23 protein-coding genes are annotated in these 19,147 nt (G+C 63.4%); 10 read left to right on the top strand and 13 right to left on the bottom strand.

Annotated features, from left to right (window positions below):
* The first annotated feature begins 72 nt into the window (after positions 1 to 72).
* A complete protein-coding gene (locus DS839_RS18330) occupies positions 73 to 1,062 on the top strand; it encodes an NAD(P)H-dependent flavin oxidoreductase (RefSeq protein ID WP_119271896.1) in 990 nt (329 codons plus the stop codon).
* Here DS839_RS18330 and DS839_RS18325 read toward each other — a convergent pair whose 3' ends face one another.
* From DS839_RS18325 to DS839_RS18315, 3 genes are all read right to left on the bottom strand, one after another.
* Complete coding sequence (locus DS839_RS18325) at positions 1,063 to 1,575, bottom strand: DUF2569 domain-containing protein (protein WP_162918642.1); 513 nt, start codon at positions 1,573 to 1,575, stop codon at positions 1,063 to 1,065. It lies immediately after the preceding gene.
* A 16-nt stretch (positions 1,576 to 1,591) separates the two neighbouring features.
* The gene (locus DS839_RS18320) at positions 1,592 to 2,974 is read right to left on the bottom strand and encodes a glutamate--cysteine ligase (protein ID WP_119272076.1); all 1,383 of its coding nucleotides are present in this window, start codon (positions 2,972 to 2,974) and stop codon (positions 1,592 to 1,594) included.
* 77 nt (positions 2,975 to 3,051) lie between these two features.
* Positions 3,052 to 3,780 (bottom strand): 16S rRNA (uracil(1498)-N(3))-methyltransferase, encoded by a 729-nt coding sequence (locus tag DS839_RS18315; RefSeq protein WP_119271894.1) that lies wholly within the window; start codon positions 3,778 to 3,780, stop codon positions 3,052 to 3,054.
* An 81-nt stretch (positions 3,781 to 3,861) separates the two neighbouring features.
* Between DS839_RS18315 and ubiA the strand changes: the two genes are divergently transcribed.
* The 6 genes from ubiA to DS839_RS18285 are packed head-to-tail and all read left to right on the top strand — an operon-like array spanning position 3,862 to position 8,626.
* The gene (ubiA, locus tag DS839_RS18310; protein WP_119271893.1) at positions 3,862 to 4,782 is read left to right on the top strand and encodes a 4-hydroxybenzoate octaprenyltransferase; all 921 of its coding nucleotides are present in this window, start codon (positions 3,862 to 3,864) and stop codon (positions 4,780 to 4,782) included.
* Between the two features lie 4 nt (positions 4,783 to 4,786).
* A complete protein-coding gene (locus DS839_RS18305; protein WP_119271892.1) occupies positions 4,787 to 6,124 on the top strand; it encodes a TldD/PmbA family protein in 1,338 nt (445 codons plus the stop codon).
* Entirely contained in the window at positions 6,111 to 6,878 is a 768-nt protein-coding gene (locus DS839_RS18300; RefSeq protein ID WP_119271891.1) for a 3'(2'),5'-bisphosphate nucleotidase CysQ, read from the top strand. Before DS839_RS18305 ends, DS839_RS18300 begins: the two co-directional genes overlap by 14 nt.
* On the top strand, positions 6,875 to 7,135 hold the full coding sequence (locus DS839_RS18295) for a DUF4170 domain-containing protein (protein WP_119271890.1): 261 nt from the start codon (positions 6,875 to 6,877) through the stop codon (positions 7,133 to 7,135). Before DS839_RS18300 ends, DS839_RS18295 begins: the two co-directional genes overlap by 4 nt.
* 16 nt (positions 7,136 to 7,151) lie before the next feature.
* Complete coding sequence (locus DS839_RS18290; protein WP_119271889.1) at positions 7,152 to 7,721, top strand: pyridoxamine 5'-phosphate oxidase family protein; 570 nt, start codon at positions 7,152 to 7,154, stop codon at positions 7,719 to 7,721.
* Positions 7,718 to 8,626, top strand: a complete 909-nt coding sequence (locus DS839_RS18285; protein WP_119271888.1) for a LysR family transcriptional regulator — start codon at positions 7,718 to 7,720, stop codon at positions 8,624 to 8,626. Before DS839_RS18290 ends, DS839_RS18285 begins: the two co-directional genes overlap by 4 nt.
* A 38-nt stretch (positions 8,627 to 8,664) precedes the next feature.
* On the opposite strand, the gene DS839_RS18280 is transcribed toward DS839_RS18285, so the two are convergent.
* From DS839_RS18280 to aptA, 5 genes are all read right to left on the bottom strand, one after another.
* The gene (locus DS839_RS18280; protein WP_119271887.1) at positions 8,665 to 9,675 is read right to left on the bottom strand and encodes a bifunctional riboflavin kinase/FAD synthetase; all 1,011 of its coding nucleotides are present in this window, start codon (positions 9,673 to 9,675) and stop codon (positions 8,665 to 8,667) included.
* Positions 9,676 to 9,686: 11 nt separating this feature from the next.
* Positions 9,687 to 10,112, bottom strand: coding sequence for a MaoC family dehydratase (locus DS839_RS18275; protein ID WP_119271886.1), 426 nt, complete (start codon positions 10,110 to 10,112; stop codon positions 9,687 to 9,689).
* A 125-nt stretch (positions 10,113 to 10,237) separates the two neighbouring features.
* On the bottom strand, positions 10,238 to 11,065 hold the full coding sequence (locus DS839_RS18270) for a TIGR01459 family HAD-type hydrolase (RefSeq protein ID WP_119271885.1): 828 nt from the start codon (positions 11,063 to 11,065) through the stop codon (positions 10,238 to 10,240).
* Positions 11,066 to 11,070: 5 nt separating this feature from the next.
* Positions 11,071 to 12,261 (bottom strand): EAL domain-containing protein, encoded by a 1,191-nt coding sequence (locus tag DS839_RS18265; RefSeq protein ID WP_119271884.1) that lies wholly within the window; start codon positions 12,259 to 12,261, stop codon positions 11,071 to 11,073.
* 127 nt (positions 12,262 to 12,388) lie between these two features.
* Complete coding sequence (gene aptA / locus DS839_RS18260) at positions 12,389 to 13,735, bottom strand: omega-aminotransferase AptA (RefSeq protein ID WP_119271883.1); 1,347 nt, start codon at positions 13,733 to 13,735, stop codon at positions 12,389 to 12,391.
* Positions 13,736 to 13,849: 114 nt separating this feature from the next.
* On the opposite strand from aptA, the gene DS839_RS18255 reads away from it, so the two are divergent.
* Positions 13,850 to 14,596, top strand: coding sequence for an SIMPL domain-containing protein (locus DS839_RS18255; protein WP_119271882.1), 747 nt, complete (start codon positions 13,850 to 13,852; stop codon positions 14,594 to 14,596).
* A gap of 96 nt (positions 14,597 to 14,692) precedes the next feature.
* Here DS839_RS18255 and DS839_RS18250 read toward each other — a convergent pair whose 3' ends face one another.
* Positions 14,693 to 15,376: an alpha/beta fold hydrolase gene (locus DS839_RS18250; protein WP_119271881.1), complete on the bottom strand. Its 684-nt coding sequence runs from the start codon at positions 15,374 to 15,376 to the stop codon at positions 14,693 to 14,695.
* Between the two features lie 122 nt (positions 15,377 to 15,498).
* Here DS839_RS18250 and DS839_RS18245 point away from each other — a divergent pair, with 122 nt between their 5' ends.
* A complete protein-coding gene (locus tag DS839_RS18245; RefSeq protein WP_368911716.1) occupies positions 15,499 to 16,011 on the top strand; it encodes a MarR family winged helix-turn-helix transcriptional regulator in 513 nt (170 codons plus the stop codon).
* A 132-nt stretch (positions 16,012 to 16,143) separates the two neighbouring features.
* Here the strand turns inward: DS839_RS18245 and DS839_RS18240 are convergent, their stop codons facing one another.
* Positions 16,144 to 16,398, bottom strand: a complete 255-nt coding sequence (locus DS839_RS18240; protein ID WP_162918641.1) for a DUF1127 domain-containing protein — start codon at positions 16,396 to 16,398, stop codon at positions 16,144 to 16,146.
* 207 nt (positions 16,399 to 16,605) lie between these two features.
* Here DS839_RS18240 and DS839_RS18235 point away from each other — a divergent pair, with 207 nt between their 5' ends.
* Positions 16,606 to 17,997: an aminotransferase-like domain-containing protein gene (locus tag DS839_RS18235; RefSeq protein ID WP_162918640.1), complete on the top strand. Its 1,392-nt coding sequence runs from the start codon at positions 16,606 to 16,608 to the stop codon at positions 17,995 to 17,997.
* Positions 17,998 to 18,283: 286 nt separating this feature from the next.
* On the opposite strand, the gene DS839_RS36565 is transcribed toward DS839_RS18235, so the two are convergent.
* Genes DS839_RS36565 through DS839_RS18225 form a run of 3 tightly spaced genes read right to left on the bottom strand, consistent with a single transcriptional unit; the run spans position 18,284 to position 19,128 of the window.
* Complete coding sequence (locus DS839_RS36565; protein ID WP_162918639.1) at positions 18,284 to 18,445, bottom strand: hypothetical protein; 162 nt, start codon at positions 18,443 to 18,445, stop codon at positions 18,284 to 18,286.
* 42 nt (positions 18,446 to 18,487) lie between these two features.
* Positions 18,488 to 18,856, bottom strand: a complete 369-nt coding sequence (locus DS839_RS18230) for a hypothetical protein (protein WP_119271877.1) — start codon at positions 18,854 to 18,856, stop codon at positions 18,488 to 18,490.
* Entirely contained in the window at positions 18,853 to 19,128 is a 276-nt protein-coding gene (locus DS839_RS18225; RefSeq protein ID WP_119271876.1) for a metal-sensitive transcriptional regulator, read from the bottom strand. Before DS839_RS18225 ends, DS839_RS18230 begins: the two co-directional genes overlap by 4 nt.
* Positions 19,129 to 19,147 lie beyond the last annotated feature (19 nt).

The following is a 19,147-nucleotide window of genomic DNA, read 5'->3' as shown; positions in this document are numbered from 1 at the left end:
AAAGTTGCATGACGCTTAGCGCCGGCTTGCGTCCATAATCATGCGTCCTCAATTGCGCGAGATCCTCACATCATGGCCATCACCACGGCGCTGACCCGCCTCCTCGGCATCACCCATCCGATCATCCTCGCCCCTATGGGCGGCGTCGCCGGCGGCAAGCTGGCGGCGGCGGTGAGCCAGGCCGGCGGCTTCGGCATGATCGGCGGCGGCTATGGCGATCCGAAAGCCGGCTATGGCGGCAAGGCCTGGATGGACGACCAGTTCCGCGCCTCAGGCAACGCCCGGATCGGGGTCGGCTACATCACCTGGTCGCTCGAACGCTTCCCCGAGCTTTTCGACCAGGCGCTGGAGCATGCGCCAAAAGTCTTCGGCCTCGCCTTCGGCGATGAGACACGCTTCGCGCCGCGGATCAAGGCGGCGGGCGTCACGCTTCTCTGCCAGGTGCAGGATCTCGACGGCGCCAAGCGCGCCCTCGATGCCGGCGCCGACATCATCGTGGCGCAAGGCACCGAAGCGGGCGGCCATGGCAAATCGGGACGCACGACCCTGACGCTGACACCGGCCATCGTCGACATTGCCGGCAAGGTACCGGTGGTCGCGGCGGGCGGCTTGTCGGACGGCCGCGGCCTCGCGGCGGCGCTGATGCTCGGCGCATCCGGCATTCTCGTCGGCACGCGTTTCTGGGCGACGCCCGAGGCGCTCGGCAGCGACAAGGCGAAACAGCTCCTCACCACCGCGCGTAGCGACGACACGCTGCGCACCCGCGTCTTCGACATCGTGCGCGAGCTCGATTGGCCGGAAGGCTATTCAGGCCGCGCCATCGTCAATGACTTCAGCCGCCAATGGCATGGGCGCGAGTTGGAGCTCGAGCAGAATCTCACCCGCGAAACGGAAGCCTATTGGGCGGCGGCCAAGGCCGGCGACACCAGTAAGACCGTCGTCTTCGCCGGCGAAGGTCTCGACCTCATCCATGACATCAAGCCCGCGGGCGACATCGTGCGCTCGATTGCCGGGGATGCCGAAGCACTGCTTAAAACGCGAGCGGGAGCAGAGATCGGGTAACTATTCGATGAATGTAGCCTTCACCCGCTTCGAGACCAGGAAGTAAGGAATCCAAATCGCCGCGGCGACAATGCTCCGGACAAGCTCCTTGACCATCTCCTGTTGATCCGCAAGCGTCTCTCCGAATTCCTCGAAGGCGAAGACCAGGCTCGTCTCGAAGGCCGTCGCCACGAGGACCAGCACGTAGAAACAGATCATCAGCACCTTGAAGATACGCCGCTTCAGGTAAAGCATGACGAGTGCTGAGCCCGCCAGAGCGAGGATGGCCAGGCCTCCGGCCGTCGAGATGAGCGCCGGGAGCAGCATCCAGCGATAGGTCGGATTGAGGGCGATGTCGATGAAGCTGCCCTTGTTCTGCAGTACGGGCCAAAGATTGATGCCGGTGAATATGATACTGCCAACCAAGTGAATGATCGGCAGGATGAGCCAGCCGCCGATACCCCTCGGACCCTCGGTCGGCCTCGCTTCCGGCGTTTGTTCCGTTCCCTCATCCCGTGCAGCCGCTGTTTCCATGCTGCCCCCGCAAGCCTCAGTAGGCGAAATCGCGGAACACCGGCCTGACGTCGTGGTTCCAGCGCGTGTCATAGAGCTGCAGCAACTCATCGGCGCGGGTGCGACCCGATGCGGCGATGCCGTCGAGCTCATCGAGGAAACGCGTCTCGGTCTTGCCCTTGCAGCCGACGATGCGGCGCTCGCCGAGGCCCTTGCGCGACAAATCCAGCATGTCCTTCGCCACATCCTGCACCAGGCGGCCCTTCACCTTTGCCTGCAGCGCCTCGCGCGGTACCGCCTCACGCAATTTCTGCCGGTCCTCGGCCGACCAGTCCTTGACCAGCTCCCAGGCGCCATCGAGAGAAGCCTGATGATAGAGAATGCCGACCCACAAAGCCGGAAGGGCGCAGAGCGTGCGCCACGGACCGGTATCGGCGCCGCGCATCTCCAGGAACTTCTTGAGCCGCACTTCGGGGAAGATCGTCGTCAGATGATCCGACCAGTCATGCAGCGTCGGCCGCTCGCCCGGCAGTTGCAGCAGCTTGCCTTCGAGAAAAGCGCGGAAGCTCTCGCCCGCAACATTGTGATAATGACCGTCGCGGTAGACGAAATACATCGGCACATCGAGCGCATAGTCGACATAGCGCTCATAGCCCATGCCCTGTTCGAAGGCGAAAGGCAGCATGCCGGAGCGGTCGGGATCGGTGTCGAGCCAGACGGCGGAGCGGAAGCTCTTATAGCCGTTGGGCTTTCCCTCCGTGAACGGAGAATTGGCGAAGAGCGCCGTCGCCACCGGCTGCAGCGCCAGCGACACCTTGAGCTTCTTCACCATGTCGGCTTCGGAGGAGAAGTCGAGATTGACCTGCACCGTCGAGGTGCGGAACATCATGTCGCGGCCATGCTTGCCCTTCTTGTCCATATAGGGCGCCATGATGTTGTAGCGGCCCTTGGGCATGACCGGCGTTTCGGCGCGGGTCCACAAAGGCGAGGCGCCGAGCCCGAGGAATCCGATCCCCAGACTGTCGCCGATCTCGCGCACCTGGGCCAGATGATTGTGAACCTCATCGCAGGTCTCATGCACCGTCGCCAGCGGCGCCCCCGACAATTCGAACTGGCCGCCGGGCTCGAGCGAGATCGAGCCCATGCCATGGGGATCGGTGAGGCCGATGATGTTCGAGCCCTCATAGAGGCCGGTCCAGCCGAAGCGGCCCTTGAGGCCATCGAGAAGCGCCTTGATCGAGCGCGGGCCGTCATAGGGCACCGGCGCCAAACTATCGGTCAGGAACGGGAATTTCTCGTGCTCGGTGCCGATCCGCCATTGGCTCTCGGGCTTCTCGCCCGCGGCGATATAGTCGATCAATTGGCGCTTGCTGGTGATGGGCGCGCGCGCCTCAGGCGTGTCGGGTGTGGGTACGCTCAAGATCAAATACCTTTGTTGCCAGAAGGCGATTTAGGCGGGGGCCTCGCTTACGGCAAGTCAAAGATTGTGATGGAAGCTCATGGCTGCCAGTCGCCCAGCGTGGCCTGGACGAGGGCCAATGCCGCCGTGCCGGCCGTATCCGCCCGCATGATCCGGGGGCCCAAGGAGATCGCTGTCACGAAGGGGAGCCGCCTGAGCGCCGCCCGCTCCTCGGGCGTGAAGCCGCCCTCGGGACCGACCAGCAGGGCGGCCGGCAGCCGCAGTCCTTTCAGGACGGCGAGCGTGTCCTGGCCTTCCGCCCCCTCATCGCAATGGATCAAGGCCCGCCCCTCCTCCCAACCCGTCAGAAGACGGTCGAGCTTCAAGGGTTCCGCCACCTCCGGCACGAAGACGAGATTGCATTGCTCGGCGGCCTCGACCGCATTGGCGCGCATGCGCTCGAGATTGACGCGCCCGACAATGGTGCGCTGCGTGATGACGGGGCGCAGGCGGCGGGCGCCCAGCTCGGTCGCCTTCTGCACCAGATAATCGAGGCGGGCATGCTTCAAGGGCGCGAAGACGAAATCGATGTCGGGCGGCGGCGCGACCTCGGCGAGCTTCTTCTCGATGCGCAAGGTCACCGTCTTGCGTGTTGCCTGGGTCAAGAAGCCGAGCCACTCGCCATCCCCCTCGTTGAAGAGGCGCAAGGGATCGCCCGGCTTGAGCCGCATGACGTCGCGGACATAATGCGCCTGGTCCTGCTCCAGCGCATGCTCGGCGCGCTCGGCAAGCTTTCGGGCGACATAGAGGCGGGGCGTATCGCGCATTTCTTCCTCGTAACCTTCTCCCTGGGGCGCGCGCAATGGCCCCATTTGCCAGTCCTGCCATGTCGGGCTAACAGACGCCCCATGATCGATCATGTCGCCGATGCCCCTGCCGACAATTGGGTCGACCGGTTCATGCCGGAGGCCCTGCGGCCCTATGCAAGGCTCATGCGGCTCGACCGGCCGATCGGCTGGTGGCTCCTGCTCCTGCCCTGCTGGTGGGGCCTGACGCTGGCGCAGATCGCGGGCCAAGGGGGCGTACCCAATCTCTGGTATGGGCTGCTCTTCCTTTTGGGCGCCATCATCATGCGGGGCGCCGGCTGCACCCTCAACGACATTGCCGACCGGGATTTCGACGCCAAGGTGGCGCGCACCCGCTCGCGGCCCATTCCCTCGGGCCAGGTGAGCGTCAGAGGGGCCTTCATCTTCCTCGCTCTGCAATGCCTCATGGGCCTTCTCATCCTGCTCCAGTTCAACTGGACGACGGTCGTCATCGGCGCGGCATCGCTCGTCATCGTCGCCATCTATCCCTTCATGAAGCGCTTCACCTATTGGCCGCAGGTCTTTCTGGGACTTGCCTTCAATTGGGGCGCGCTCGTCAGCTGGAGCGCCATCCATGACGGCCTCGCCTCAACGGCCGTCCTTCTCTATCTCGGCGGCATCTCCTGGACGCTCGCCTATGACACGATCTACGCCCATCAGGACAAGGAAGACGACGTGCTGATCGGGGTCAAATCGACGGCGCTCAAATTCGGCGCGGCCTCGGCGTGGTGGATCGGCGGCTTCTTCGTCCTCGCCCTCCTCCTCATCGAGGCGAGCCTCTGGCTTGCGCAGGCGCGGCTTCTCGCCCATATGGGGGTGGCCGCGGCCGCCCTCCATGCGGCGTGGCAGATTTCACGCCTCGACATCAACGACCCGCAACGCTGCCTCAAGCTGTTCCGGTCCAATCGCGAATTCGGACTCCTGATCCTCCTTGGCCTTCTCCTCGACACACTGACACGCTGATCCCATGACCAAAGACCTCCTCAAACTTGCCGAGACCGCCCTTTCGCGCGCCAAGCACTTCGGCGCCACCGCCGCCGATGCGCTGGTCATCGACGGACATAGTCTCGAGATCGGCGTGCGCGAGGGTTCGATCGAAAATCTCGAGCAATCGGAAGCCTGCGAGATCGGCCTCAGGGTCCTCGTCGGCCAGTCTTCCGCCGCCATCGCGACATCCAAGATCGATGCGGCCGGCATCGAGCGCATCGCCGAGCAGGCGGTCGCCATGGCGAAAGCGGCACCGGCCGATCCCTATGCCGGCATCGCCGCGGCAAACGAGATCGCCAAGGATTGGGCGCCTCTCGACATCGCGGGCGATGCATTGCCCGACGCCACCCGCTTGCGCGACATGGCGCTCACCGCCGAGGCCTCGGCGCTCAAGGTCAAAGGGGTGAGCAAGTCGGGAGGGGCCGGCGCCTCCTCCTCGGACCGCACCATCCTCCTTGCCGCCTCCAACGGCTTTGCCGGCAGCTACCGCCGCACCGGCGTCTCGCTCAGCGCCACGGCGATTGCCGGCGAAGGCACCCTCATGGAGCGCGATTACGATTACTCCTCCGTCATCCACCTGGAAGATCTGCGCAAGGCGGAGGATATCGGGCACGAGGCGGGCTTGCGCGCGGCGCGCCGCCTCGGCGCGCGCAAGGTCAAGTCGCAGGCCGTTCCCGTCATCTATGACAACCGGATTGCCGCGAGCCTCGTCGGCCATTTCCTTTCCGCCATCATGGGATCGGCGATCGCGCGCGGCACCAGCTTCCTGCGCGACAGGCTCGGGTCCCAGCTCTTCGCCAAGGGTATCGAGATCCTCGACGATCCGCGCCGGCCGCGCGGCCTCGCCTCGCGCCCCTTCGATGCGGAGGGCATCGCCACCAGGCCGCTGTCGCTCATCGAGGATGGCGTGCTCAAGAGCTGGATCCTCGATCTGGGCTCGGCCCGCCAGCTCGGCCTCAAGACGACCGGACATGCGGCGCGCGGTCTCGCCGGTCCGCCCGGCCCCTCGTCCTCCAATGTCCATCTGAAGCCGGGTGAAGCCTCGCTTGCCGACATGATGAAGGCGATCGGCGAAGGCTTCTATGTCACCGAGCTCATCGGCCATGGCCCCAATATCGTGACCGGCGATTACAGCCGCGGGGCATCGGGATACTGGATCGAGAATGGCGAGATCGCCTATCCGGTGAGCGAGGTGACGCTGGCCGGCAAGCTCGCCGACATATTCGCGAAGCTCGTGCCGGCGAATGATCTCACTTTCCGCACCGCAATCAATGCGCCCTCCTGCCTGATCGAAGGAATGACCCTTGGCGGACGCTGAGCTTCTCGAGGCGGCCGTGCGTGAAGCGGGCGCTCTCGCCCGCTCGCTGTTTCAACAGTCGGTGAAGGGCTGGACGAAGAGCGACGGCTCGCCCGTGACCGAGGCCGATCTCGCGGTGGACAAGGTACTCAAGGCCCGCCTCCATGAAGCGCGGCCCGATTATGGCTGGCTGTCGGAGGAGACGCCCGACAGCGAAGCGCGTCTCGCCCACCGGCATGTCTGGATCGTCGATCCGATCGACGGCACGCGTGCCTTCACCCATGGAGGCGATGAATGGTGCGTGGTGGCCGCCCTCCTCACCGACGGCCGGCCCGTGCTCGCCGCCATCTACAGGCCGATGACCGATGACCTCTATCAAGCCCGGCGCGGCCATGGCGCGAGCCTCAATGGCAAGCTGCTTCGCCTGACGAATGGCCGCGGACTTGCCGGCGCCCGCATCCTCGGCAATGCCTCGGCCCTCAAGCAGCTTCAGTCCAAGGCGCCGGTCGAGGCCGTAGCCTCCGGCAGCACGCCGCTCGCCATGCGGCTCGCCCGCGTCGCCCAAGGCGAGCTCGATGCGGCGCTGTCGACGGCGCCTAAGCACGACTGGGACCTTGCGGCCGGCGACCTTCTGGTGCACGAAGCGGGCGGCACCGTCACCGGACTGAACGGCAAGATGTTTACCTATAACCGCCGCGAGACGCGGCAGGCGGATTACGTGGCATCGTCGCATGCGCTGCATGCGGCGCTTCTGGAGCAACTCGCAACCTCATGAGCAAGGCACCCAAGAGACAACCGGAGCAGCTCCTCCATCTGGTCTTCGGCGGCGAACTCACCGACCTCGACGGTGTCACCTTCAAGGATGTCGCCAAGCTCGACATCGTCGGCATCTACCCGAATTTCGCGTTGGCTGAGAAGGCCTGGCTCGCCAAAGCGCGCGAGACGATCGACAATGCCCAGATGCGCTATTTCATCGTGCACCTGCACCGTCTGCTCGATCCTTCGACCGATGTGACGAAAAAGAAACGCTGACCTGCAAGAGCGCTTCATGGCCAAGCAATTCGCCCGCATCGAGGACAATCACAAGAGCTTCATCGCGCGGCAGCGCATCTTCTTCACCGCATCGGCGGCGGAAGGCACCCGCGTCAATATCTCGCCGCGCCCGACCGAAGCCTTGCGCCTTGTCGACGACTTGACCGCCATCTATCTCGACAAGACCGGCAGCGGCAATGAGACGGCGGCGCATCTCCTCGTCGATGGCAGGCTCACCCTCATGTTCTGCGCCTTCGAAGGGCCGCCGGTCATTCTCAGACTCTATGGCAATGGCCGCATGATCCGCCGCGGCAGCGCTGAATATCTCGCTTTGCTCGATACGCATTACGGCGGCGAGGAGCCGCTGGGCGCCCGCCAGATCATCCGCCTTGATATCGACCTGGTGCAGACGTCCTGCGGCTATGGCGTGCCGCTCTTCGACTATCAGGGCGAGCGGTGCAATCTCGACCGCTGGGCAGAGGCCAAGGGCGAGGACGGGCTTCGCGCCTATTGGCGGGAGAAGAACCTCACCAGCATGGACGGGCTTCCGACCGGCCTCCTCGATGAGGAAGAACTGGTGTCGTGACCCGGCTCGACTTCAACCGCTCCGGCGAGATCGAGGTCTTCGTCCGGGTCGTTGACCTCGGCGGTTTTTCCGCCGCCGCCCGCGCCTTCAACATGACGCCCTCGGCGGTGAGCAAGCTCGTGGCGCGGCTCGAGAACCGCCTGGGTGCGAGGCTCATCAACCGTTCGACCCGCAAGCTCCAGCTCACCGCCGAAGGGGCTGCCTTCTATGATCGCGGGCTTCGCATCCTGGAAGACATGGCGACGGCCGAGCGCGAAGCGGCGTCGGGTGCGGCACCGCAGGGCAGGCTCAAGGTCAACAGCAATGTTCCTTTCGGCTATCACTACCTCTTGCCGTTGCTGCCGGGCTTCCTCGCCGAATATCCGCAGGTCAAGGTCGATGTCGTCCTCACCGACCGGGTGGTCGACCTCTTCGAGGAGCAGGCCGATGTCGCCATCCGCACCGGCCCGTTGCGCGAATCGCGCCTCGTGGCGCGCAAGCTCGGCGAAAGCCGGCTGATCATCGTCGCCTCGCCCGATTATCTCAAGCAGCATGGCGAGCCCCAAACGCTCGCCGATCTCGAGCGCCACAACCTGCTCGGCTTCTGCTTCGCCCGCCATATCGAGGGCTGGCCTTTCATCGATGAGAACGGCGCCAGCCAGACCCTGGTGCTCGACGGCAATGCGCTGGTGAGCGACGGCGAGGCCTTGCGCCAGGTGGCGCTTGCCGGCCTCGGCCTCGCGCGGCTGTCGAGCTTCCATATTACGCCCGACATCGAGGCCGGACGCCTGGTGCCGGTGCTCGAGAAATACAATCCGCGCGACATCGAGACGATGCATGCGGTGTTCGTCGGACAGGGCGGACATCTGCCGGCGCGCGTGCGCGCCTTCCTCGACTATCTCACCCGGCATGTGAGGTTTCCTTGAAATTACCCTCGCCCCCAACGGGGGAGAGGGGATAAGCCCTACAGCGTTCCCGCCTTCTGTGCCTGGGCCAGCGGGAAAGCGGACAAGGGATCGTGCGTCTCGACCGCCGCCAGACGCTTTTCCGCCTCGGCGCAATCGAGGTTCATCTGCGCCACCAAATCATCGATCGTATCGAAACGCCGGTCGGGACGGATCATATCGATGAACTCGACCAGCATCGTCTTGCCGTAGAGATCGCCCTTGAAGCCCATGAGATAGACTTCGAGAAAGGTCTTCTCGCTGGCGAAAGTGGGCCTGCGCCCGAAATAGCCCGCCCCCCGCCAATGTGGCGCGCCGGGCTTGGCGGCATCGCGCACTCTCACCGCATAGATGCCCTGGAAGGGCTCCGATCCGTCGGGCAGCACGATATTGAGGGTCGGAAAGCCGATGGTGCGGCCACGCTGGTCGCCTTGCACGACCTCGCCCTCGACCGTCCACCAATAGCCCAGCTGTCGGGCGGCCTCGCTCACATGGCCGTGGCGCAGGGAATCGCGAATGGCGCTCGAGGAGAACGGCGCGAAGCCGTTGTCGTCGGTCACCTGGTCGATGACGGTGACGCCGAAGCCCAATTGCCGTCCGAGCTCACGCATCGTTTCGGGCGTGCCCTTGCGGCCGTGGCCGAAATGGAAGTCATAGCCGGTGACGACATGCGATACGCCGAGGCGTTCGCTGAGCTCCTGGCGCACGAAATCCTCAGGCGTCATCGCCGCCAGCCGCGCATCGAAGGCCAAAACGGCGGTGAAGCTGGCGCCGAGAGCGCCGACGAGGCGCGCCTTCAGCGGCAGCGGCGTCAGCCGGAAGGCGGGTTCGGCGGGCCGGAAGAACGTACGCGGATGCGGCTCGAAGGTGACGAGGCCCCAATGGGTGTTGCGGCGCTCTGCCTCGCTCCTGGCCTCGGCCAGCAATTGCTGGTGCCCACGGTGAATGCCGTCGAAATTGCCGATAGCGATAACCGCGCCGCGCAGCGCCGCGGGCAACGGCGCGCCGGCTTCAACAATAATCCTGTCCATGCAGCGTCGGTCTATCCGCGCGAGGGCACGAGGACAAGGGCCTCGCCTTCCAGGACCACCTTGTCGCCGACCGAAACGGAGCAGTCGAGAGCGGCACGGCGCTTGTCGCGATCGAGCGAGGTGATGCGGGCAAGCGCCTTCACCGTGTCGCCGATCTTCACCGGCGCCTTGAAGCGCAAGGTCTGGGAAAGATAGATGCAGCCATAGCCCGGCAGCTTGGTGCCGAGGACCGTCGAGATGAAGCTCGCGGTCAGCATGCCATGGGCGATGCGCGCCTTGAACGGCGACTTGGCGGCAAAATCGGCATCGAGATGCACCGGATTGTTGTCACCCGAAAGCTCGGCAAAGGTCTCGATATCGCTGCCGGTCACCACGCGCTCATGCGCGGCCTCCATGCCGACCACGAGATCCTCGATGCAATAGTGGGCGTTGGGCATCGCCACGCTCCTCAATGATTTTGCGTTTGCTAACTAATCATATTGCGGCGCACAAGGAAAGTTCTTCCAAAGTCGCAGGGCTGTCTTGTCACAGCCAGGACTAAGACCATGATTTTTATGTGAAATCAGGCCCAGTTCAGATCCGGGAGCGTGCGGATGATGCGGGCCCCAGGCACGATTTTACGGATCTCGGCCTCCAGTTCGGCCGGATCTGCGCCCTCCTCCGAGATGCCGCCCGCGGTGATCAGCACCACATCGAGACCATAATCGGCGGCCCCCTTGATGTCGGTCTCGGGCCCATCGCCAATGGCGAGAATGTGCGTGTCGGGCGTCGTCCCGCGCCTCTCTTCGACACGCGCTCGCGCCAGCTCGTAAATCGGCCGGTAGGGCTTGCCGGCCATGGTGACCTCGCCGCCCATGGACGCATAAAGCTCGGCCAGGGCGCCGGCGCAATAAATGAGCTTGTTGCCGCGCCGCACCACCTTGTCCGGATTGGCGCATATCATCGGCAGCCGCCGCCGGGCCATCCGCGCCAGGAGCTCGGCATAGTCCTGAGGCGTCTCGGTGTCGTCATGCACGAGCCCGACGCACAGGATCACTTCGGCCTCGTCGGGCGAGGACTTCACGATCTTGAGGTCATCGAGGACGCCGAGGTCGCGCTCGGGGCCCAGATAATAGATACGATGCCCGTCATAGGGCTTCATCAGCTCATGCGTAACGTCGCCCGAGGTGACGATCAGATCATAATGTTCGTTCGTCACGCCGAGATGGGCGAGATGTCCCGCCACTTTCGCGGCACTGCGCGGCGCATTGGTGAGCAGCACCACGAGGCCGCCATTGCCGCGATGGCGCCGCAAGGCCTCGACCGCCTTTGGAAAATGCGCAACGCCATTGTGGACGACACCCCAGATGTCGCATAGCCAGACCGGATAACGCGCCGACAGGTCCTGCATGGTGATCAGGCAGCCGAACGAATCTGCGTGACGGGGATGGCTTCGCCCTTGACCCGGCGCGGCGGCGCGAAGACCGGCCCGCTGCCGAGCGAGGCCCAGCGGGTCGCGACATAGATCTGCTCTTCATAGAAGAGGCCCTGGACGCCGATGGTGAAGCCGTATTCGCCGGCAAGACGGGCCGTCTCGGCCCAGGCCGGAACAGCGTGGCGGTCGGTCGGCAGCGCCGCGGCGCTGAAGGTGATGAAGCGGAAATGCAGATCACGCAAGGCGGCGAGATCGATGCCCATGCCATGGGCCCTGGCCAGCGCCATGCCGGCGCCGTTGCGGGCGAGCCGCGCCATGCCTTCGATGCCGCGCGGGCTCAAGGCCGCCATGGCGGTATGATCGATCTCGAAGACCAGGCTCATGGCGTTGCGGCCCGCCCGGCCGATCTGCCATTCGATCGCCGCGAGCGCCGCTTGCGAGGCGAGGGTCTCAGGCCCGATGGGCACGAAGATCGCCGTGCCCGGCCGCTTCGCGGTCAGCCTGCTGCCGACGGCCAGCGCCCGGCTCACCGCGTGACCGTCGAGATCGGGGCGCAACCCGTTGGTCGCGGCCTGCTTCGTCAGCTCCTCGAAAGTGACGCGCCGGCCGTTGCCTTCGAGCACCAGGGAGGCACGATAATGCGCGGTCACATCCTCACCCAGCGCCACGATCGGCTCGAGGAAAAATTCAAGCTGATGCTCGACGGCGACAGGCTTCTCCTCGGGCGCCGCAGTCGACCACAGGTCGGGCTCGCGGCGCGGCTCCGGAGGTCCTGATGCCTTGCCATATTCATCGGCAAGCTCTTTGATCGAGCGGCGCAATTCCTCGAATTCACGGCTGAAGTCGGCCGTCTCTGGCTTTGGCGGCGGCGGTGGTTGCGGCGGCGCGGCGCGCTCATCTTCGAGAATGTCGAGCCTGCCGGCGAGTTCCGACAGCTGCTCGGCGAGCTTGCGCGAACGCTTGTGCATTTCGCCGATGCCGGAGAATTTCCGGCGATAATAGAGGTCGCGATAAAGAGAGATCACCAGATGCGAACCGGCAAGGAGGAAGGCGGCAATGGCGAGTGCGATCTCCAGGCGCTGGCCCGAGGCTATCACGCCGGCACCGGCTGCGACACTGATCGCGACGGCCAGGATGGCCGCGACACCCAGGGGCAGCGTTGGCTGCTTCATATGCCCGTCTCGCGAATCACTCTGACCCGAGACTAACACAACCAAGCCAAAGTCGATTGACGGAAAAGCCAAGAACGCCGGACATTCCAACGGAATCGGAATGCCGGCGCTCTTTTTATTTCTAGTATCAGATGGCGGCGAGGACCTTGGGCAGCTTGTCCTCGAAGATCTCCGCGATCTGCTCTTCCTTGATGATCAAGGGCGGCGAGAGGGCGATCGTGTCGCCGGTGATGCGCAGCATGATGCCGTGATCATGGAAGCCCTTCTCCATCGCATCATAGGCGCGCTTGCCGGGTGAACCCGGAATCGGCTCGAGATCGATGCCCGCGACCAGGCCGATGGTGCGGATGTCGGTGACATGCGGCTTGCCCTTGAGCGACATGGCGGCGTCGGCCCACTTGTCCTCGAGCTTGAGCGCGCGCTCGAACAGGCCCTCTTCCTTGTAGGTCTCGAGGGTCGCTACGCCTGCCGCGGCGGCAATGGGATGGCCCGAATAGGTATAGCCATGGAACAGCTCGATCACATGGTCGGGGCCGTTCATGAAGGCATCATAGATATGCTGGCGCGCCATCACGCCGCCCATCGGGATCGCGCCCGAAGTGACGCCCTTGGCGAAAGTGAGCAGGTCGGGGATGACGCCGAAGCGCTCGGCGGCGAAGGGATAGCCCAAGCGGCCGAAGCCGGTGATCACTTCATCGAAAATGAGAAGGATGCCGTATTTGTCGCAGATCTGCCGCAGCTTCTTGAGATAGCCTTGCGGCGGCGCCAGGACACCGGTCGAGCCCGCCATCGGCTCGACGATGACCGCGGCGATGGTCGAGGCATCATGCAGCGCCACCAGCCTTTCGAGCTCATCGGCGAGATGGCCGCCCCATTTCGGCTCGCCACGGCTATATGCCTGCTCGGCGCGGTTATAGGTGTGCGACAGATGGTCGACACCGGCAAGCATGGTACCGAAGAACTTGCGGTTGGCGACCATGCCGCCGACGCTGATGCCGCCGAAATTCACGCCATGATAGCCGCGCTCGCGGCCGATCAGACGGGTGCGCGAGGCTTCGCCCTTGGCGCGGTGATAGGCAAGCGCGATCTTGAGCGCGGTGTCGGCCGCTTCCGATCCCGAATTGCAGAAGAAGGCATAGTTGAGATCGCCGGGCGCCAGATTGGCGAGGCGCGAGGACAGCTCGAACACCTTGGGGTGACCGAACTGGAAGGTCGGGGCGAAATCGAGCTCGGCCGCCTGCTTCTGGATCGCCGCGACGATCGGGTCGCGGCAGTGACCGGCATTGGAGCACCACAGGCCCGCCGTCGCATCGAGCACCGGACGGCCGGTCATGTCATAATAATGCATGTCCTTGGCGCGAGCGATGAGGCGCGGCTTCTTCTTGAACGCGCGGTTCGGCGTGAAACCCATCCAGAAGGGTTCGAGATTGTTCGGCGACGGATCCCACTGGGCGGCGCCCGCGTGCTTGTTCATGAGAGGCTCCTCGGTTACGGTGCGCGGAAACTAGCAGAAAGGCGGGGTTCGAGGAAATGCGCCAGGGCGCGGAATTGGCACATACCAGATGTGCACCCCTGACCGCCGCACTTCATCCCGGAGCACCGCAAAAATGACAGCATTTTCCAGGGTTATCGCCGGCGGGCTGGTCGGCCTCGGCGTGGCTTCGGGCGGCTTTCTCGCCGGCGAATCCCTCGTCAAAAGCCGGCTCGGCTTCCGGACCTCACCGTCAAGGGCCTGTCGGAGCGGGACGTCAAGGCCGATCTCGGCTTCTGGCCGATCCGGTTCGTGGCGACGGGTCCGACGCTCGAAGCGGCCCGCTCGGCGCTCGAAACCAGCGAAAACGCGGTGAAAAGCTTCCTCAAGGGCCGGGGCTTCGCCGATACGGACTATGGGGTGCAGAACATCCAGGTCGAGGACCGCATGGCGGGCTACAATGCGCAAGCGACGCCCGAGACCACCCGCTTCGTCCTGACCGAGGACATCCTGGTGAAGTCGAGCGATGTGCAGAAGCTCGCCGATTCGTCGCGCGCGGTGGGCGATCTCCTTAAATCGGGCGTCGTCTTCTCCTCCGATGCCTACAATGCGGGCCCCTCCTTCGTCTTCACCAAGATCGCCGACCTCAAGGGCGAGATGCTGACGGAAGCGACCAAGCGGGCGCGCGAGGCGGCGGAGAAGTTCGCGCAAGAATCGGGCGCCAAGGTCGGCGACATCCAGTCCGCCAATCAGGGCATCATCGAAGTGAAGGCCGCGGTCGACATCCCCAATGACCGGCCGGAAAAGCAGATCGACAAGAACGTGCGCGTCGTCACGACGATCACCTATTTCCTCGGCAACTGACGGACCGTCGGAAGCTTCATCGCGTTTGACTCATCAAGGTTTGGGCCGGGACATAATCGGTTGTCCCGGCCAATGCTCCGACTTCCATTCGACGGATCACTTCGTGCTCGCCGCTGCCTTCTCGATCAGGTCAGCCACCGCTTTCGGATTCGAGACATAAATGGCGTGGCTGCCGGGAACTTCGATCACTTGCGCATTTGCACGTTCCGCCATCTTGCGCTGCGCTGGCGGCGGGATCATGCGATCATCGGACGCCACGAGATAGAAGCTGGGCTTGCTCTTCCAAGCCGGCTCGCTGACGGCGCCTGCAAGCGCCTCAACTCCCCACGGCACCTGAGAGTCGGCCATCAAAGCGGCCGTTTCGCCATCGACGTCGGCGGCGAAGGACGCGGCGAACTTGCTCTTGTCGAGGAACAAGAAGCCGTCCACCGGCGGCAGGATCGGCGGAACCGGGGCGCCAGCCGGGGGATTGGCGATCAGGGTCGAGACCGACTCGCCTTTGTCCGGCGCAAATGCCGCGATGTAGACGAGGGATCTTACATTCTCGTCGGTACCCGCTTCACTCACGACGACCCCGCCATAGGAATGGCCCACAAGTACGACAGGCCCGCCCAGCTGGGCGATGGCGCGCCTGGTCACCGCGACATCGTCAGCGAGCGAGATGGTCGGGTTCTGTACGATCGCAACATTGTAGCCCTTGTTTTTGAGGATATCGTAGACGCCCTTCCAACCCGAGCCGTCAACGAAGCCGCCATGGACGAGGACGATGTTCTTGGTCATTTGGTAGTTCCTCTCTTTTTGCGATAATCATTATCGCGATATCTAATTTCTACTGCATGTCATGACGCCTGTCCAGAAGTTTTTATCGCAATAATGATTTTTGTGATAAGATACTCCGAGGAATGCAAAAAAGTACAGATATTCCCATGTCGGAAAACCCACCCACGCTCCCGCTTGATAGCCAAGTCTGCTTCTCGATCTATTCGGCGGCCATCGCGATCAATCGCGCCTATAAGCCCATGCTGGATGACCTGGGGGTCACTTATACGCAGTATCTGGCGCTGAGCGCGCTGTGGGAGCAGGATGGCTTGAGCGTATCGGGAATCGCAGAACGCCTTGGCCTCGAACCGAGCACGATCACCCCTGCCGTCCAGCGTTTGGAAAAGGCCGGATTTCTGTCACGGCGGCGAAGCAAGAACGATGAGCGCCTTGTCGAGGTTTTCCTGACCTCGAAGGGAAAGGAGCTTCATGCGAGGACAGGCTGCCTGACCGATACATTGCTCCGCCGCTCCGGTTTTACGATGCCCCAGATGATCGAGCTTAACCAGAAAGTGCAGCTGCTGCGGGATCGGCTGATACAGTCTGCTCAGCACTCAGCGGAAGCGGCAAATCGACAAAAAATCCCGGAAACATGAGCTTCCGGGATGAGTTTGTCTGGGGAAGAACGGCCTGACCTCCGGATCCGGCTTCGCTCAAACCGGGGAGGCCAGGCTGCAGGTCACGCGGTGGGGTAGACCGCGCAGGGGGAGGACGAGAAGCTCAGAAACTTACTTGTGGCGCAGGCCACGGGTCGCAGGCTTGGCCCCGAGCAATTCGGTCAGGGGATCGACGCCCAGTGGGGATCGCTGCACGCGGATCAGCTCGTCGCGCGTCAGGCCGATATCCATGAGGACATGATCGTCGAGTTGCTCGAGCTGGCGCAGCTGCCGGCGCTTGCGCCAATTCGCTACGATCCGGTTCAGGGCGGGAAACGTGAAGGTTCTATCGACGCTTGCAGCCTGGGTCAGGATATAATCGCGCATGGCACACCTCAATCGAACGGGTTTCGGACAGTCAAAAGGATACGACGGGGGTCGACCCGATTGTGTCAGCAGTGTCATTCCTGCTGACAATTGCAGTCACAAGGAATTGTATCCATTGTCTCAATCTGGTAACAATTAACTTGCCAATTGCAATGGTTGTTGTTATACAATGTCCCCATTGTCACCGTCAAATGGAATATTGTCACCATGACAAATTGGATCCCTACTCTCGCCTCCGACAAGCCCCGTTATGTCGCGATCGCCGATGCGATCGCCGCAGATCTGACACTCGGAAAGCTCAAGGCCGGGGATCGATTGCCACCGCAGCGCGAGCTCGCCTGGAAGCTCGGTGTCACCATTGGCACCGTCACCCGCGCCTATCAGGAAGCCTCGAAACGCGGACTGCTTTCCGGCGAAGTCGGCCGCGGCAGCTATCTGCGCGATCCGCGGCCCAATTACGCCGCCGCCCAAAGCATCTCGAGCGGTGTCGAGCCCGGACTCCTCGACATGCAGATGTCAGCACCGCCGCGCGTCGCGCAGTCAGCCGATTTCGAAGCCGCCTTGCGCGACATCGCCCGTGATCCGGGCTGGGCCGATCTCCTCGACTATCCGTCCGCCCAAGGCTTCGCGCCGCATCGCGAGGCGGGCGCCCAATGGCTTAAGAAGTGTGACATCGATGTCACCCCCGACCAGGTGGTGGTGAGCGCCGGCGCCCAGGCTTCGCTCATTTCCATCTTCTCGACGATCACGACGCCCGGCGAGCGGATCCTCATCGAACCCCTGACCTATCCGACCATGCAGCCGATCACGCGGCAATTCGGCCTGCAGATGCGCACTTTGCAGAACGACGCGGAAGGCATCACACCCGATTCGCTCGAGCATTTCGCCAAGCGCGGCGAAGCGCGCCTCGTCTATCTCGTGCCGACGCTGCAGAATCCGACGACGGTCACGCTTTCCGAAGAGCGCCGGCACGCCATCGCCGAGATCGCCCGGCGCTATGACCTCACCATCATCGAAGACGACGTCTTCCGGCTCCTCGCCGATGATCCGCCGGTCACCATCCAGTCGCTGGCGCCGGAGCGCACGTATTACATCACCAGCCTGTCGAAGACGACGGCGCCGGGCCTGCGCATGGCCTTCCTGGCGCCGCCGCCCGGCGCCACCGAGGCGCTCAACCGGCAGCAGATGATCATCGGCGGAAGGCCGAATGGACTTTCGGCCGAGCTCTCGCGCCGCTGGGTCGAGACCGGCGTCGCCGACCGCGCGCTCAATGCCATCCGCAAGGAGCTGGCTCTGCGCCGCCAGGCGGCGCTCGAGCATCTGAAAGGCGTGCCGGTCAGCTGCCAGCCGGGCTCGATGTTCGCCTGGATCACGCTGCCGCGCTACTGGCGGCCGAGCGATTTCGCCGCGGCCGCCCTTTCCGCCGGCATCAAGGTGACGCCGGGCACGGCCTTCGCCATGGACCCTTCGGTGCAGCAGAATGCCATCCGCGCCTGTTTCGGACCGGCGCCGTCGCAAGAGGCGGTGCGCGATGCGTTCGAGAAACTGCGGGTGCTGATCGACAAGTGCCCGGTCGAAGATTGCCACACCATGGCCTGAGGATCCCCCGTCGGGGAGAACAGCGAATATCAGGGATTAACAGGGATTATCAGGGAATTTTCGAAGAAAAATTGCCGGTCCCAGCAATATCAAAGATTTAGCTTTCCAAGAGCGCCCGGAGCAGGGAATTGCCCGCCTTTTCGATGGGCAACCGCGTCCGGTGACGGGCTCACTTTCTCCATTCTGATATTTCCCAACTCTCACGCTTGCGACCACGATGTCAAGACGCGCGACGTCAGGATGTCAACCGCAGCAGTCGTGCTCCTCTACCCGGCTTGGATTTCCCCTAGTTCAGTTCGGTCTTGGCGCGGGAGCAACTGATATCGATCGACGAAGCACCGGCGTTCTTGAGCAAATCAAGAATTTCCCAGAATGCTGCCGGCTCCGCGGTACCGAAATCGATGCTGAGCAGGCCGGGCTCGACGAGAAGCGAGTGCACAATGCGCAATATCTCGGCGCTCTCCTCGTATCGGCTGTCATCGAGATCAAATCAGCGTTCGAACCAGCGCTTCAACTGAGCGTGTGGCAACTCGCCCAGGTCGTGACGAAGAACTACGTCGTCCCATTGTAGGTTGCGAACCCGAAGCGATACAGAACCGTACTTGCCCTCTACCGGATCGAAAGAAAGTTCGTCATCGGGGGCAAGCTCGACCACACGCACCTGATCGTCGTTCATGACGAAGTCCGCACAACAGAGATCTTCAAAAAAGCCGGACGTGCCTCCGATCTCCATTTTCACCTCTGCTGCGCCTCGGTGGCACTTGCTTTGCTGGTTCTTTGCAAAGGCAATAAACTGTCGGACGTAGCTTTCGCGAGCCGTCGTCACAAGAAGCTCGATATCCCCCGGCGCCAAGGTCAATTCTGCAGCCTTCCCAGAACATCCATCAGCTCGGCGATCTTCTTGCGTTGCTCGTCCTTCTTGCCCGACACGATCGCATGCTCGACGCAATGGGCGACGTGATCCTTGAGCACCTCTTCCTCGACCCGCTTGAGCGCTGCGCGAATGGCCGAGATCTGGGTCATCACGTCGATGCAGTAGCGGTCGTCCTCGACCATGCGCGCGACACCGCGCACCTGACCTTCGATCCGTCCCAGCCGCTTCAAACAGGATTGCTTGGTTTCGGTTTTCATGCTTGCCATATACCCTATG

This window comes from Taklimakanibacter deserti, from assembly GCA_003574785.1.
The sequence above is the reverse complement of the archived record's forward strand: the minus strand, read 5'-3'. Positions and strand labels throughout refer to the sequence as shown.

Bases quoted from the DNA above. Each gene is read 5' to 3' on its own strand.
- DS839_RS18225 (WP_119271876.1), bottom strand. From the start codon at position 19,128: ATGAAAACCGAAACCAAGCAATCCTGTTTGAAGCGGCTGGGACGGATC.
- DS839_RS18235 (WP_162918640.1), top strand. From the start codon at position 16,606: ATGACAAATTGGATCCCTACTCTCGCCTCCGACAAGCCCCGTTATGTC.
- DS839_RS18290 (WP_119271889.1), top strand. From the start codon at position 7,152: ATGGCCAAGCAATTCGCCCGCATCGAGGACAATCACAAGAGCTTCATC.
- aptA (WP_119271883.1), bottom strand. From the start codon at position 13,735: ATGAACAAGCACGCGGGCGCCGCCCAGTGGGATCCGTCGCCGAACAAT.
- DS839_RS18250 (WP_119271881.1), bottom strand. From the start codon at position 15,376: ATGACCAAGAACATCGTCCTCGTCCATGGCGGCTTCGTTGACGGCTCG.
- DS839_RS18280 (WP_119271887.1), bottom strand. From the start codon at position 9,675: ATGGACAGGATTATTGTTGAAGCCGGCGCGCCGTTGCCCGCGGCGCTG.
- DS839_RS18275 (WP_119271886.1), bottom strand. From the start codon at position 10,112: ATGCCCAACGCCCACTATTGCATCGAGGATCTCGTGGTCGGCATGGAG.
- ubiA (WP_119271893.1), top strand. From the start codon at position 3,862: ATGATCGATCATGTCGCCGATGCCCCTGCCGACAATTGGGTCGACCGG.
- DS839_RS18315 (WP_119271894.1), bottom strand. From the start codon at position 3,780: ATGCGCGATACGCCCCGCCTCTATGTCGCCCGAAAGCTTGCCGAGCGC.
- DS839_RS18295 (WP_119271890.1), top strand. From the start codon at position 6,875: ATGAGCAAGGCACCCAAGAGACAACCGGAGCAGCTCCTCCATCTGGTC.
- DS839_RS18240 (WP_162918641.1), bottom strand. From the start codon at position 16,398: ATGCGCGATTATATCCTGACCCAGGCTGCAAGCGTCGATAGAACCTTC.
- DS839_RS18270 (WP_119271885.1), bottom strand. From the start codon at position 11,065: ATGCAGGACCTGTCGGCGCGTTATCCGGTCTGGCTATGCGACATCTGG.
- DS839_RS18265 (WP_119271884.1), bottom strand. From the start codon at position 12,261: ATGAAGCAGCCAACGCTGCCCCTGGGTGTCGCGGCCATCCTGGCCGTC.
- DS839_RS18325 (WP_162918642.1), bottom strand. From the start codon at position 1,575: ATGGAAACAGCGGCTGCACGGGATGAGGGAACGGAACAAACGCCGGAA.
- DS839_RS18330 (WP_119271896.1), top strand. From the start codon at position 73: ATGGCCATCACCACGGCGCTGACCCGCCTCCTCGGCATCACCCATCCG.
- DS839_RS18305 (WP_119271892.1), top strand. From the start codon at position 4,787: ATGACCAAAGACCTCCTCAAACTTGCCGAGACCGCCCTTTCGCGCGCC.
- DS839_RS18245 (WP_368911716.1), top strand. From the start codon at position 15,499: ATGCAAAAAAGTACAGATATTCCCATGTCGGAAAACCCACCCACGCTC.